This is a genomic window from Microcoleus sp. BR0-C5, assembly GCF_036705045.1.
In the GTDB taxonomy this organism is placed as follows: domain Bacteria; phylum Cyanobacteriota; class Cyanobacteriia; order Cyanobacteriales; family Microcoleaceae; genus Microcoleus.
The window spans coordinates 18035-32740 of sequence record NZ_JAUBTR010000073.1 but is presented as its reverse complement, the minus strand read 5'-3'; the positions used below and the strand labels follow the sequence as shown (position 1 = coordinate 32740).

Genomic DNA, 14706 nt, shown 5'->3' with positions numbered 1-14706 from the left:
TTAGTTGTCCTAACCGATAAGTTAGGCTAACCGTCCCTAGATATTTCTATCCATTTGAGTTAAACGAATCGCACTGAGCCGTATTTATTATAAAAGTTCTCTAAGAGAGCTTCTCCGCCTTTAATCGTTCCCTCGTATTTCCCTTTCCACTCGCTGTAGTCTGTTTGCCAAGAGTCAATCTCCGCTTTGTAGCTATCAACTTTTTCCTGATAAGTACCGAACTCAGCGGGATTGTCCGGCGCTTTCCCAGGATCTTGTGGCTTCGCGGGTTCGGTTTGGTCGATTACAGGATCATATTTACCCTTGATTCCGGGAAACTTGCAAGTCTTGAATAGTTTTTCTCCCAGACACTCGCAGCGGTTTTTATTGTCAGTTTGCGACAATTTATTGCGATCGTCCTTGCTTAACTGCCAGCATGGATCGTCAACAATGTTACTCCCCAGATTACTCTGGATCCAGAAGTGTTGAATGATAGGAAAAGATTGCTAAAATTGGCCCAAAAATGTATAATTGCAGAGTTATAAATTATTAATAATCAACTGAAATGCTATTTTCTAACTTCCCCAAAATTGTCAAACGGTATCTCGCCCATTTACCCAAAGATGATTATCCAGTTTTAGATAGCTTCACATTTGTCTCCTGCTGGCTAGGGTTTAGTTTTGACCAAAGTCTGGATACTATGCGTTCCCTATTTTCCCGTTTAAACAGTCGAGATATTTCCCTAGATATATCAACTTTTTCCAAGGCTAGTAAGCAGAGAAATATTGATGTTTTTGTAAAAATATTTTAAAGATTACAAGCCGATATAAAACGTCAATTAATTAACAAAGATTGTCTCAGCTTATTCCCTTTAGATTCAACGATAGTTACCTTGACAAGTAAATTACTATGGCAACAGGAATACCATCAAGTAAAATTATTTGCTGGAACGGACAATGAACGGGGAATAATTGATGGAGTACACATTCATTTTGGCCAAGGTCATGACGCCGTGAGCATGGAGATAAAACTGTAGCAGCCACACCTCAAAATGGAGTCGCTGTAATGGATAGAGGTTTTTCGAGTTCGGAACGCGTTCAAGCATTAATGAAACAAGAAAATCAATATTTTGTACTACGAATTAAGAATAATTCTACTATCAACATGAAGGAGGATGGAACTTATGAAGTGTGGAGTGACAAACGAAAAGTTCAAGTAAGATTAGTGACTTTTTCAGATTTAGAAACACGAACTGAATTTAGGTTTGTCACTAATTTACCTGAATCAGGAGAATTAGCATACACCAATGAAGAAATTGGAGAAATTTATCGCAGACGATGGCAGATTAAATTGCTGTGGAAATTCTTAAAAATGCATTTAAAACTGGCTCGTATAATTACTAAAAATACTAAGGGAATCAAGATCCAAATCTATGCCTGTTTGATTTGTTATTTATTGCTTCAGTTAGTTGAACTTCCTGATAAAATTGGAAATAAACTCTTAGACAAATTACGATATTTACAGGCTTTTATGTGTGAGAAAATCAGCTATATTCACTGGTTTAAGGAACTTGTTTTCAATTGCTGAAATCAGCATTTTATAGGATTCGTATGTCTATTTTCAGAATCCTATCAATAAGCGTTCAACACTTCTGCTCTGGGTCAACAGCGACTCAAAAGACCATTTGGTAATGGTGATTTGGTTGACGAGGCGGCCAGGAGCCCCAAGAGCGTCGATGGATAGCATCCCGCCACCAAAGGTAATTTGCGGGACGAGAAAGATGATAGTCAGCAGCGGTGCGATATTTTGGTTCGGTGAAAGAGCTGATACAAATAGGCCCATCATCATGCCTGCGATCGAGGCGAGGAATAGGGTGACGTACATCCCTGTTAACGCTTCCGTCCCCCCTGGCAAGTCGATCGCCAAGTTTTTAAACAGCAAAAAGACAGCAGCTTGATACAAAGCCAAGAGAATGCCTACCCAAACTTTCGACAAAATGTAAGGGATGATTTGCAGCCCGATCATCCGTTCCCGGCGGTAGATGTCGTTTTCTTTGACAATTTCCCGCATGGTGGCGAGGCTGCCTACCATCACAGCAATGAGAGCTGTGACAAAGAGCATAGTAATTGCCTGACCTGCATCTCCTGTTTCGAGGCTAAATAAGTCGCGCTTCCAAGTAACAAAATCTAGCAGCCCTAGAGTAGGAGCAACGGCCAGCATTAAAAATAAACCGGCTTTGTCCTGTATTAATATTGCTAGATTTCTTTGGGACAAAATGGCAAACTCTCTGATCGCCGAAACCCGCTTAGCTCGATGAGCTAACGGTTGTTTAGCAGGGGGGGGTGCAATTCGCCAGCGACGGCTGGTGGTCGCGATAGCTGCCGCTCTACTACATATTTTTGATAATGGGAAGACTGCAGGTAGCGCTGTTGCCAGTAGTCCGGTGACTCTTCCCGCTCTACTTTTCGGTAAATTTCATTGAATTTCTGCACGCCAAAGTAGGTAGTGGCGTCTTGTGGTGGGCCGCAGTAAGCTACTCTGCCACCTGCTGCCATGAAGATTACCAAGTCGCAGAGGGTGACATTTTCCGTGGCGTGGGTGATCAGCAAGACGGTGCGGCCTTGGTCTGCCAGTTGTCGCAAGAGCTGCATGATTTCGAACTCAGTGCCGGGGTCTAGTCCAGAGGTGGCTTCATCAAGGAAGAACAAGCTGGGTTTGGTGAGCAGTTCCACGCCGATCGATACTCGCTTGAGCTGACCTCCGCTGAGGGCCTTGACTTGCACGTCTTTGCGATGAGTCAGCCCCAAATCTTCCAACACTTCTTTGACGCGCTGCTTCCGTTCCGCCGGCCGGGTGTCCGCAGGCATCCGCAGTTGGGCGGCGTAGTCGAGGGCTTGCTCAACTGTCAATTCCAGGTGGATGATGTCTTTCTGGGGAACGTAGCCGAGTTCGTTGCGGTAGGCGTTGAAGTTCTTGTACAGGTCAACCCCGTTGACAAGGACGGAGCCGCTGGTAGCGGGCCGGAAGCCGTTGAGGGCATCGAGGAGGGTGGACTTGCCACCGCCGCTGACGCCGGCTATCACCACAAATTCCCGCGCCTTAATGCTCAAGGAAATATCATTCAGCAGTTTCGTGCCTTTCCCCACAACTTTAGTCAGGTGGACAGCATCAAGCCGCAGGTTGCCTTCTTCGTTATAAGTGGCGAAAGTTTCATCGAAATTGAAGACAAAACGGCACGGGCCGATGCGGATGCTGTCATTGACTTTCATTACCCTTTCTTCTTTAACGGCTCGGCCGTTGACATAGGTGCCGTTCGTCGAGTTCAAATCTTTGATGATGACCGAGCCGCTTTGCCGTTGCAAGCGAGCGTGGAAACGAGAAACGGATGGGTGTCCTATCGCCGTGTCGTTTTGCGAATCCCGCCCTATTGTCAGGCTTTGGCGGCCGCGCATATCGATCTGGCTGACGAAGACTGTTTCATTGCCAAGCAGGTGTTTGGCGGCAACTGTGACCTGTTCATCTAAAGGTTTTTGAACTGCAACAGCCGTGGGTTCTGGAGCGTTTGCCTGAACGATCGAGCGCAATTCGCTATTGCCAATGCTGATGGTGTCGCCGTTTGCTAGGAAGTGAGGAATGTTCGGTTGGAGCAGGATGTTGTTGACGCGAGTGCCGTCAGTGCTGCCGAGGTCTGTAATTTGATAGCGATCGCCTTTTCTACTGATTTGAGCGTGTTGGCGTGACACCAGGGGGTCATTAATGACTAAATCGCTGTTGGTAGCACGCCCGATAGTTACGACTTCAGTATTAACTGAGTAAGCTGTTGTGCATTTAAATTGTATATTTCGAGTCCCCATCAAAAATCGTCAAATCCTCTCCCCCTCTCCTCTTCTCCCCCTCTCCCTCTCTAATACCATAGGCAATCTAGATGCAACACAGCTTATTCCCAGACAGGCTCGCTACCCTTGTGAATTTTTAAAATTGCTGGCGATACAAGCATAGAGAGCTATTTTCATTAATCTTATATCTTTTATCTCACACTGCCACTGACTTTTGTCAAAGATGTTTCTCTTCTTAACTATCCGGCGCTGTTTAAGAAAAATTAATATTTTTAATCTAAAAAGTGGTAAAAAATGTAACATACAGCTTAGCTACGGTAGCTAGAACTTGTGAGTGTGAGGAGCGAGCATGAAAGCAAAATATTTATTATTGTACAGCATCTGGGGAATCCTGTTGGCATCGCCTGCGGCAATTGCCGAAACTTCTGAGGATCTACCTTCGTTAGAGTCGCAAGGAAACGTTGCCGAAGAAGCAGCGCCACAGGTTCTTGCTGCAAGCCAAGAGCAGCTTGCGGGGGCTGCTCCAAGCAGTTTAGAACCGCTTAGGGGAGATCGGGAAGTCAGGAAGCAAAAATCGAGCAGTCCTCCTAAATTTGCCGATCGCGGTGTCGCCGAGGCGCGATCGGCAAACCTGATGAGCGGAGAACATATCGTCCGCGACGATCGCCCTGTCGAGTCACCGCAAATCCTTGAAGCAGCAGGGAATAGCAACCGGGCGGGATCGCCTGCCGATCGGGCTTTAGAAACCGACGAGATCAAGCCAGCCCTAGAATCATTAATATCGGAGCCTAAAGTCGCTGTTACTGGCAATAACCAATTACAATTGTCTCCAACAATACCAAACACTTCATCCAATACGCCCCCTGTTACGGTTAATAACCAAGCGGATCGGGCTTTAGAAACAACCGAGACAAATCCCGACATAGAATCAGTAAGATAAGAGCCTAAAATTGCTGTTACCAACAATAACCAATTACAATTGTCTCCAACAATACCAAACACTTCATCCAATACGATCGCAGCAACACCTTCTGACTCCCGGAAAAATCAACAACCAAAATTTCAAACAAGTGCAGCAGCAACAGCCATTGCTCAATCCTTAAAGGATGCCCCGCTCGGCACGCCGAGACCTGTAAATGAGGTAGTTCAAGAAACAGGAAACAATTCAGCCTCCAACTTAATGAGGCAAGTAACATCTGTTTCCCAACTCTCAGACGTAAAGCCCACAGACTGGGCTTTTCAAGCCCTGCAATCGCTGGTTGAGCGTTACGGCTGCATTGCTGGCTACCCCGACGGTACTTTCCGAGGCAATCGAGCACTAACTCGCTACGAATTTGCCGCTGGATTGAATGCTTGCTTAGACCAAATTAGAACCCAAATTGGAGCCAAGACAGCCGATTACATCACCAAAGAAGACTTAAGCATCGTGCAACGGCTGCAAGAAGAATTTGCAGCGGAACTAGCAACCCTGCGCGGCCGAGTTGACTTGCTAGAAGCGCGGACGACAGAGTTAGAAGCAAATCGTTTTACCAGTGGCACGACAATTTTTGGCGGAGAAGCGATCTTCGGGCTGTCTCAAGCGTGGGGCGGGAACCCCCCAGGCGAAGGCAAATCCAACCTCGCCTTCACAAACTTGGTGCGGCTGCAAACTGTCACTACCTTTACAGGAAAAGACAGGCTGCGAATCGAACTGCAATCAGGGAATTTCCGAGGCCGAGGCTTTGCCGAACCTAGCGCCCTCAACACCTTTACTTCCCTGCTATCCTTTCAGTCAGATACCGCCAACCAAATCCAGCTCTCAATGGTAGAGTACCGCTTTCCCGTCTTGAACGATCGCATTGTTCTCACCCTCCGCCCCGCAGGTTTTAACCTCAGCAGCGTCCTCACCGCCAACTCGCCCTTCTATGACAGCGGCCGAGGAGCCATTTCCCGCTTCGGAGAAGCCAACCCCATCTTAAAAATCGGCGACTTAGATACAGGCGTAGGGATGGACTGGCTGATCGGACGCCGCTTCCGCTTGCAGTTAGCTTACGGCGCGAGAAATGGTAGCAGTCCCAGCCAGGGAGCGGTATTTGGCAAAGACAACTGGGTGGCCGGCGGACAATTTTTATTCCTATTAGGCAATAGCGCCCAAACTGGTTTGACCGTCATCTACGGTTCATCTCCCAACGGCCGCTTGGGAACCTTTACAGGCAGCGGCGCGGCTGACGCTTCTGGATTCATCAACCAGCGCTCAAATATCGGCGCTGTCGGCGGCAGTTTTCAATGGCGCGTTACCCCTCGCTTCATGTTCGCCACTTGGGGCGGTCTTATGGGCGCTTATGCCTCCAAAACTCAATCCGGCGCTGTCAGCACGACCTTTGCCACTGCTTTAGGATTTCCTGACCTGATCCAGCAGGGAGACTTGCTGGGGATCGTAGTCGGCCAGCCGCCCAGTTTGGTGCAGTACGAGGATTTTTCTGCATCCACTGGGTTGCCGGGAGGCAAAGATTTTTAACTGCACGTTGAAGCTTTCTACCGCTTCAACCTCAGTGATTCTGTTTCGGTCACGCCCGGTTTCTTCTTAGTGACAAACCCTGGCAATTTTGCCAGCAACAACACGATCTATATCGGCACAATCCGCACGACTTTCAGATTCTAACTGTTACTGTAGTAGTTAGCTGCTAACTCGCAAAAGAGGAAAATTTAATGGCAACTCAACAAAAAATTACGCGCATTTTAGCTGGTGGCAGCCTCTGGGTGTTGCCTGCTGCTTTTAGCTTCCTCAGTTTAAGTTGCGTAGCACCAACAAATGCGGTCGAAACTGCACAGCAAAATGCAACCAGCTTTTTAATTGCACAAGCAACCGAAACTAAACCTGCGGCATCTCGCTCTCGACCAAGGACTGCTTTTTTTGAAGAAGAGAGGAGGCCGAGGTTTGGATTTGGCGACTTCCTGAACTCTGCCTTGGATGGGGCAGACAATGCTTTCTCTGGCGATTCAGTGCAGAATTCTCCCATTACCCTGGAGCCTCTGTCTGGAGTTTTCACGACAGGCCTTAACGGCACCCTCACAGTGGGTATTAATGATAGTCGCCGGACAACTAACCACCCGATAAATAATCCTGCTTTCTTGAACGGCTCTTTTATCAGCACTGACGGCACTAACCTGCAATTTTCTAATGTCATTTCCGGTTCTAGTCCCCAAAGAGGAACTTTGAACGTAAATGGTACGATCTTGATTAATGGCGTGCCAAATCCTGTCATCGGTGTGAGGGAATACAGCGCCAGCGGTAACGAAAATAATGGTTTTGTTAGCGCCACCGTGCAGTTAGTCGATCCGAATAACCCGTCGCAAGCGATTTTTATCCAAGTGCCAGCGAGTCGAAATTCTGGCGATAGAAATACTGCAAGGGCCCTGCTAACCGGTCAATCGGCCGCCCAATTGACCGCTAAGCGGATCGAGAAAATAGAGCCGGGAAAATGCCTTTGCAGTGGCATCGGCATTATTCCAGGCTAGTAAGTTAAAAAACATTTAGTTTATAGGGTGCGTCAGACGAGGTTATACAACGACTATCGAGGATGGATGGTTCTGATGCACCCTGCTTTATGTGCCAGTTGTGTAAGTTTTAAATTAGCTAACTTAATGAGGAAATGTGAATATGTTGTCTATCAAACTGATAGTGGGACAACTTTTGGCTGGCCTCGCCATAGGAGTCCAAGCAATGCCTGCTATGGCGGAACTTTCCCCACCGGAAATCAATTCCATCGCCCGACAGACAACGGTACTGATCGCGCCCGGGCTCACCCCGGAGTTGCGTCGGGACTTGGAGGAGAACCGCAATAACCCGTTAAAGAAGGGAGAAGGGTGGAACCCAGGATCAGGGGCGATCGTGGCTCGCGAAGGGAATAAATACTACGTTTTAACAGTCGCTCACAACTTCTTGCAGAGGTACTTAGATACTCCAGATTTCTGGCAGAACTCTGGCGGGATTCCCTTCTACGGTATCCGTACTTGGGACGGCGAAGTTCACAAAATCGAAGGTGTCAATGACGGCAGGGGTTGTCCGCTTAGGGGCATCGCTGAGGCGCGATCTCTGATCCGATTCGGCTGTCGCGATCGCTTCGACCCCGGTACAGAAACCGTCAATCGCAATGGTGGTGAAGATAATGTCAAAGGCATCGACTTAGCCATCATCAGTTTTACCAGCCCCAAAAACTACGCCGTTGCTTCTCTAGGAGATGCCAGCACAGTCAAAATTGGCGATCGGGTTTACATTTCCGGCTGGCCAGATCCCGAACTCGAGCAAGCTCAAGCCGGCCAAAGCGTCCGCCCGGTTTCCCGCAGGCAGAGGCGTTTAGCATGGGGATCTGTGGGGGCGAAACTCTCGCCTGATACAAGCAACCAAGGCTACAGCATCTTTTACACCGACTGCACTCGCGCTGGGATGAGTGGCGGGCCTGTATTTGACAAAGACGGCCGTCTTGTCGGCAATCACGGCCTGGGCAGCAGCAACAAGCAACTGTGTGGAAACGAGGGCAGTGCTGACAGTTTCTTGCAATCGAGCGATCGCCCGGATGCGCCCGGACAAATGCCTGACACCAACAGTTTGAGGCAGAGGTTTAGCGGTTCGCAGCAAGTCAATCAAGCGATCGAATTGACCCAGCAGAGCAGACTGCGTTTACCCTTCAACTTGCAAATGCCTAATGTTGAGTTGATTAATAGAGGGTTGGCTGGTCAAGCCGTTCAAGTCCCTTTTGGCAGCAGCGGTCGCGTCGAATTTGACATTGCCGCCGATCGCACTTCAGGCGCATTTGACGATCCCAGCGATGTTATCCCCGACATTTACAAGGAATATTCCTCCTTTTCTGGACTGGGTAGTCGTCTGAGAGACGGAGTACCCTCCGGCGGGTGCGGCACTATTTTGCTAGGAGAACCGTGCCCGTGAGGAAGGTAGCAGAAGGAAACTTAAAACTTCTGCTCTCTCCCTTACCTCTAAGCTTCTGTGCCAATCCCTTGCCTGCTACCAAACCAAACCGCCTGACGGTGAGGCGTTGGGGGCAGGAGCGTCGGGACTGGCTGCTGCACCAACACCTTCAACCACCGTGTTATTGAGGAATTGCTTGAAGTCAATGTAAACAGCGCTGGGTTCGTCTTGGCTTTCATAGAGAGGGCCGCTCGCGCCAGCGCGGATGTTGAACAAGCGTTGTACTGTGTCTCCAGCATTCGACCCCGGTTTGAGGGTAAATAGTACATTAGCGCCACTACAGGGACGCCCGCTAGCCTGTGCCGCGCACACCACCGCTTGCCCGTTCACGTAACCGCTGGCGATGAAGTTGAGTTGCCCGGAGTTGTAAAAATTCTGGAAGCGGGCAGAAACCTCCTGGCAGCGTCTTTCCGGCGTGAACCCACCCCCGCTGAAATAATCAGAGAACCAGCGGATCACTGGGACTTGCCCTCGCGTCGTGACAGCATAAGTTGTGGGCAAACCGTTAGCGCCAGAAGCGCAAATAAAGCTTGTCCGTTGTATTGGGGCGGGTTGCGCGGCAAGAGTTTGTTCTGGGTCGATCGGCGGGTTGCTGGAAGTAGCACCCAGGGGAATCAGACCCGGTGGCAGGAGTACCCTGTCAATCCTGACAATCACCCCATTTTTTGCTAACAGTGGCAATTCTCTAGCAGTAGCGTCGTTGATAATTACTTGAGTGGCGCTAGAGCTAGCACTAACTTTGACTGTCGTGCCGTCTATGGTTTTGAGTTCTCCACTTATGAGGTCGCTCTCACTGATTTCGCCCGGAATGACGTGATACCTGATAATTCTTTGCAGCAGTTCTCGGTTTTCTGGCCGCAATAATTTTTCCAACATCCCTGGGGGCAAGGCAGCAAACGCTTCCTCTGTCGGTGCGAGAATGGTAAGCTGATTATTTCCTGACAGCAGGGGGATTAAGTTCGCTTTCTGCAAGAAGGCCGTAAAAGTTATTAGATTGCGGTTTTTGCTTAGCCCCTCAACTAAAGTTAAAGTGGGACTATCCTGTGATTCGTAGGCAGCGCCCCGGTTGAAAAAGCGATAATAAGGGTAAAACCGCTGGGCAAATGCGGCTGAGAAACTATCGAGTGCGATCACCCCTGCGAGTCCGACAATGACTGCTAACCTGTTAAAATTACCTGTACGCTTTAGCCTATTCATAAACATATTCTCCGTTTAATACATTAAACTTTGATAAAGCCTTGCCTGACTGTATTGCTTTAATTTCTCTCATTTATGTGTCGTTATTCACCTGCCGTTAGTGGCAAGTGGAGTTTTTTGACAGGTTCTATCTCATATAATATCTTTAGTAGGTAATAGATGGCAAGGGGACATCAAAAGTTATCCTTACTGCCAAAGTACACCTCTGGCGCTCTGGACTAAATGCTCAATCTCAAATAGAAACTCGCTTAGGTCAAACACCATGCAAGGGACAATACTAGGTGGACGCTACAAAATTATCCGGCGGTTGGGAGGCGGGGGCTTCGGTGAGGCTTATCTAGCTGTTGACACGCAGTTACCGGGAACTCCCCAATGCGTCGTCAAACAGCTCAAGCCTCAAACTGCCGACTTAGCCACAGCGCGGCGCCTATTTGACCGAGAAGCGACTACTCTGCACAAGTTAGGGCAAGGCCACGACCAGATACCGCGCCTGTTTGCCCACTTTGAAGAAAATGAAGAATTTTATCTGGTAGAGGAATATTATGAAGGCGAGACGCTAGGCGAAGAACTCCAGCGTTTGCAGCGTTTCAGGGAACCGCAGGCGATCGCCCTGTTGCAAGATATCCTGTCTATCCTCAAGTACGTCCACAGCCACAACGTCATCCACCGAGACATTAAACCGTCCAACATCATCCGGCGTAAGCGAGACGGAAACTTAGCCCTGATTGACTTTGGCGTTGTCAAACTCATTAACAGTTCCAACCGGCCAGCGATCGAGACAAACGCTCAAACTGTTGCCGTCAGCACTTATGGCTATACGCCTCCGGAACAACAAAACGGCCATCCCCGCCTGAACAGCGATATCTACGCCTTGGGCGTCACAGCAATTAAAGCTTTGACGGGAAAAGACATAAGGGATTTACAGATTAATTTGCACAACTGGCGGGAGCAAGTGCAGGTGAGCGACGAGCTGGCAGCGATTTTGGATAAAATGGTGCGCTTGGAGTGTCAGCAGCGCTACCAGAGCGTTGAGGATGTGGTGGGCGACTTAGAGGCGATGGTAGTGGAATTCAACCAGCCCACGCAAATGCGGGAAACTCAGGCGCGGGAAACCCAGGCGCGGCCAACTCAGGCGCGGCCAACTCAGGCGCGGGAAACAGCGCTCCGCCCCGCTCCGACTCCAGCGTCGGCGCCGATTGCCTCAACTAAGGGGTTTGCTTTTAAACCCTGGCACTTAGTGGCGATCGCAGGTGTCGTTACTGCTGCGTTATTGGGCGGGTGGAAGCTCTACGAACCCAATTTTTACTGGCAACAAGCTAAGCAACAGCTAGATAAGTACCAACCAGAAAAAGCCTTAGACACCTTTCAGAAACTCATTGACAGCAAACCCAATGACCCCCAAGCTTGGAAGGGCAGGGGAGATGCGCTCCTAGCTCTCGCTCGGTATGAAAGATCCCTCAGTGCCTATGACAAAGCGCTGCAACTCCAGCCGAACGATGCCAAAACATTAAACAAAAAAGGCGAAACGCTTTATGAATTGCAGCGCTACCAAGAAGCGCTAGACACTCACGAGCAAGCGCTCAGAGCTGCTGATAACGACCCCGAAGCCTGGTATGGCAAAGGCAGAGCTTTCATTGGCTTGAAGCGCTACGAAGATGCTCTTACTGCCTTTGACAAAGCGCGGGAAATTAAGCCTCAGTCCCCCTCAGTTTGGTACAGCAAAGGTATCGCCTTAGAGTATTTGAATCGGCGGCCAGAAGCGCTCAAAATTTATGAGGAGGCAGTGGCAACTTACGACGAACAGCTTAAAGCGAACCCTAATAATTTGAAAGGCTGGGTCGAACGGGGTTCTGTGCTCAGCAAGTTGGGGCGCTTCAACGATGTACTCGACTCTGCAGAAAAAGCGCTGAAAGCTAACCCCGACTTCTATCCGGCACTGGTACTCAAAGGCAATGCGCTGCGCGTGACAGGGAAGGCAGATGAAGCCCTGCAAGCTTATAACAAAGCCCTGGAAATCCGCCCGGACGATTATTTGACGCTGCACAACCGAGGAACGTTACTAGCAGAAAAAGGAGATTTTATACAAGGGATTAAATCCTTTGATAAAGCCCTAGAAATTCGGTCAAGCTTCTCTCCGGCTTGGGTCGATCGCGGCATAGCTTTCAGCCAAAATAACCAACAAAAAGAAGCAATCGAATCTTTTGACAAAGCGCTCAGCTATGCACCAAAAGACGCTCAAGCGCTAGTAGGTAAGGGAATTTCACTGAGTGCGCTGAACCGAAATGAGGAAGCGCTAGCTGCTTTTGAAAAAGCCAAAGATATCGAGCCCAATGACCCCTTTCTTTGGGCGAACCGAGCTGCTGTTCTAGAGAATTTAAAACGGAATGATGAAGCGCTAAAATCCTATGACGAGGCAATAAGGCTTAAGCCTGACTTCCAAGCAGCGAGTGAGGCGCGGAAAAAGTTGCGGCAGAAGTTATGAGGCGAAAAAAGTGACAGGCAATCTTGCAGCTAGCTGCATTCGCCAGGTACGAATTGTGAGAAAATCTGCTGTTGGCGCAGATGGGTATTTCGCCGCGATGGCAAATCGCCGGCGTAGGCATCGCGCTGATGCTTGATCTAGCCGAATATTTGTTTAGTTAAACCCGTTTTTCAACAGGCAGGATAGATAGATGATAGTGGCAATGACAGGGGCGACTGGTTTCCTTGGAAGCAATCTCCTTTTTGAGATTTTTAAGCAAAATTTTACTCAATTAAATCGGTTAAAAATCTTTGCTTTGGGACGAGCTAAAACTGCTGAGCAGTTGGGGGAATCCCTGGAAAAATTGATGGCTAATGATGGCAGGAAATATTTGGGTTTGAGTCAAGAAGAATATGAGCAAAAATTGCAACCTATAGTCAAACAGTGTATCATCCCAATTCCTGCTGATTTAACTCAGGATAATTTGGCTTTATCACTGCCTGAATTAAGCAACTTAAAGCAAGCTAAAATAGACTTTTTCTTTCATGTTGCCGCTCTCACAGATTTAAGGTGCGATCGCAGCGTTGAATTTTCATGCTCAGAAATCAACGTTAAGGGTACTCAAAGGGTTTTAGACTTAGTTTCAATCCTAAATCTGAGAGAATTTATTTATATTGGAACAGCATTTAGTTGCGGAATGGAAGTAGGTAAAATTCAACCAGATTCGATCAATACAAATAATTTATTTCGCAATCCTTATGAATCTTCCAAACTTAAATCGGAATTGTTAGTGAGAGATTATTTCAGAAATAAAGCAATGAAGTTTAGGGTCTTTAGACCTTCGGTTCTAGCTGGGAGGCTGATCGAGAGACCAATAGGTACTACTAAAAAATTTGACGTTTTTTATAGTATTCCTGCCTTTATTGTTAAAAATAAATATGAAAGCGTGAACTCTTTAAATAAGTTATATAGTGAAATTGTAGAAATGCCCCTGCGAGTTCACCTAAATTATAACAGCGGACTTAATATCGTTCCCGTAGATTATGCAGTGAAAATTATCTATGGCGCTTGCATTCACAGTGATCCCTCAACTTTTTACCACATCGCTAATCTCCAACCAATTCCGCATATAGAATATGGCAAGTGGATGCTAGAGGCGATCGCGGTTAAGGGCTGCATTCCCAGCCCCGAAGAACCAACCAATAAAAACTCATTGGAAAAACTTTACTATAGGACTGTTGGAAGAGTTTTGCAGCCGTATATGCTGTCTGAATCAATGGATTTTCAAACTGACAATTTGAGAAGTTTGGAAAACAAGCTTAATATAGAATGTCCGCCTATCAACAAAGATAACTTTATGAAATTGATGGACTTTGCCAAGCAGCAGTATTTTGGCTTAAATCTCACTTAAGTTTTCAGTGTAAACAGGTATTGACGGGAAGCAAATAATCGGCAAAAGCATTCAGGGAATTGTTATATCAAAATCATTCCGGCTACGCCGGGAATTGAGATCATTTAGGAATGTTATATTTAGTTACATAAGTTCCCAAAAAAGTCCTTGACAATAGGATATATATATATATAATTAAAGAAAATTATCTGCCATAGCTGGCATTTCCGAAGCAATCACATGGTAGTTTAGGTGTAAGTGAGGAGTTATGGTGAGAGCAAAGCATTTTTTATTGGCTGTTGGGGTATTTTTGTGGGCTGCACCGGTGGCTGCGTCCGAGGTGGCAAGGAGTACAGAAGCAACGCCTGGGGCAACTGCAAGTGGTGATAAAGATATTGTAAAAACAGGGGAAATTGCCACCGCTTCCAGCAGCTATTCAGGGAGGATAACTGCAATTGAAGATGTTTTAATCGACCCGTCCAAGGCTCAAGTAGAACATCAGGAAGTCAGAGAAAGTGGCAGCAGCAACGCTGACGATTCCTTGACATCTGCGATCGCGCCGAGTGCTAACTCGATCCTATCTCAGGAACTGCCAAACAATGCAGCCCCAGCTACAGTTTCCCTGCCGTCGAATAGCACAGAACCTAGTGCAGTTTTCCCCCTCACGACCACGCCGAGTGCTAACCCGATCCTATCTCAGGAACTGCCAAACAATGCAGCGCCAGCTACAGTTTCCCTGCCGTCGAATAGCACAGAACCTAGTGCAGTTTTTCCCCTCACGACCACGCCGAGTGCTAACTCGATCCTATCTCAGGAACTGCCAAACAATGCAGCGCCAGCTACAGTTTCCCTGCCGTCGAATAGCACAGAACCTAGT

10 protein-coding genes and 2 pseudogenes are annotated in these 14706 nt (G+C 47.8%); 8 read left to right on the top strand and 4 right to left on the bottom strand.

The window, feature by feature from the left end:
* Positions 1-59: 59 nt before the first annotated feature.
* Positions 60-383 carry a hypothetical protein gene (locus tag QUB08_RS25865; protein WP_333228349.1) on the bottom strand — a complete coding sequence of 108 codons (324 nt, stop codon included), beginning with the start codon at positions 381-383 and terminating at the stop codon, positions 60-62.
* Positions 384-544: 161 nt separating this feature from the next.
* On the opposite strand from QUB08_RS25865, the pseudogene QUB08_RS25860 reads away from it, so the two are divergent.
* Positions 545-1566 (top strand): annotated as a pseudogene (locus QUB08_RS25860) (IS4 family transposase).
* Positions 1567-1599: 33 nt separating this feature from the next.
* Here QUB08_RS25860 and QUB08_RS25855 read toward each other — a convergent pair.
* A complete protein-coding gene (locus QUB08_RS25855; RefSeq protein WP_333228347.1) occupies positions 1600-2253 on the bottom strand; it encodes an ABC transporter permease in 654 nt (217 codons plus the stop codon).
* Between the two features lie 44 nt (positions 2254-2297).
* Entirely contained in the window at positions 2298-3833 is a 1536-nt protein-coding gene (locus QUB08_RS25850) for an FHA domain-containing protein (RefSeq protein ID WP_333228345.1), read from the bottom strand.
* A gap of 331 nt (positions 3834-4164) precedes the next feature.
* Here QUB08_RS25850 and QUB08_RS25845 point away from each other — a divergent pair, with 331 nt between their 5' ends.
* The 4 genes and pseudogenes from QUB08_RS25845 (at position 4165) to QUB08_RS25830 (ending at position 8742) form a co-directional block, all read left to right on the top strand.
* Positions 4165-4755: a hypothetical protein gene (locus QUB08_RS25845; protein ID WP_333228343.1), complete on the top strand. Its 591-nt coding sequence runs from the start codon at positions 4165-4167 to the stop codon at positions 4753-4755.
* A 240-nt stretch (positions 4756-4995) separates the two neighbouring features.
* Positions 4996-6456, top strand: a pseudogene (locus QUB08_RS25840) (iron uptake porin).
* A 47-nt stretch (positions 6457-6503) separates the two neighbouring features.
* The gene (locus QUB08_RS25835; protein ID WP_333228341.1) at positions 6504-7313 is read left to right on the top strand and encodes a hypothetical protein; all 810 of its coding nucleotides are present in this window, start codon (positions 6504-6506) and stop codon (positions 7311-7313) included.
* A 142-nt stretch (positions 7314-7455) separates the two neighbouring features.
* Positions 7456-8742, top strand: coding sequence for a serine protease (locus tag QUB08_RS25830; RefSeq protein WP_333228339.1), 1287 nt, complete (start codon positions 7456-7458; stop codon positions 8740-8742).
* Positions 8743-8817: 75 nt separating this feature from the next.
* Here QUB08_RS25830 and QUB08_RS25825 read toward each other — a convergent pair whose 3' ends face one another.
* The gene (locus QUB08_RS25825) at positions 8818-9978 is read right to left on the bottom strand and encodes a COP23 domain-containing protein (protein ID WP_333228337.1); all 1161 of its coding nucleotides are present in this window, start codon (positions 9976-9978) and stop codon (positions 8818-8820) included.
* A gap of 262 nt (positions 9979-10240) precedes the next feature.
* Between QUB08_RS25825 and QUB08_RS25820 the strand changes: the two genes are divergently transcribed.
* The 3 genes from QUB08_RS25820 to QUB08_RS25810 form a co-directional block, all read left to right on the top strand.
* Positions 10241-12460, top strand: coding sequence for a tetratricopeptide repeat protein (locus QUB08_RS25820; protein WP_333228335.1), 2220 nt, complete (start codon positions 10241-10243; stop codon positions 12458-12460).
* Between the two features lie 190 nt (positions 12461-12650).
* Positions 12651-13850 carry an SDR family oxidoreductase gene (locus tag QUB08_RS25815; RefSeq protein ID WP_333228333.1) on the top strand — a complete coding sequence of 400 codons (1200 nt, stop codon included), beginning with the start codon at positions 12651-12653 and terminating at the stop codon, positions 13848-13850.
* A 247-nt stretch (positions 13851-14097) separates the two neighbouring features.
* The coding region (locus QUB08_RS25810) for a hypothetical protein (RefSeq protein WP_333228331.1) at positions 14098-14706 on the top strand (609 nt) is incomplete at its 3' end.

Excerpts from the sequence above, each read along its gene's own strand:
- QUB08_RS25835 (WP_333228341.1), top strand. The coding sequence starts at position 6,504 with ATGGCAACTCAACAAAAAATTACGCGCATTTTAGCTGGTGGCAGCCTC.
- QUB08_RS25825 (WP_333228337.1), bottom strand. The coding sequence starts at position 9,978 with ATGAATAGGCTAAAGCGTACAGGTAATTTTAACAGGTTAGCAGTCATT.
- QUB08_RS25830 (WP_333228339.1), top strand. The coding sequence starts at position 7,456 with ATGTTGTCTATCAAACTGATAGTGGGACAACTTTTGGCTGGCCTCGCC.
- QUB08_RS25820 (WP_333228335.1), top strand. The coding sequence starts at position 10,241 with ATGCAAGGGACAATACTAGGTGGACGCTACAAAATTATCCGGCGGTTG.
- QUB08_RS25850 (WP_333228345.1), bottom strand. The coding sequence starts at position 3,833 with ATGGGGACTCGAAATATACAATTTAAATGCACAACAGCTTACTCAGTT.
- QUB08_RS25815 (WP_333228333.1), top strand. The coding sequence starts at position 12,651 with ATGATAGTGGCAATGACAGGGGCGACTGGTTTCCTTGGAAGCAATCTC.
- QUB08_RS25845 (WP_333228343.1), top strand. The coding sequence starts at position 4,165 with ATGAAAGCAAAATATTTATTATTGTACAGCATCTGGGGAATCCTGTTG.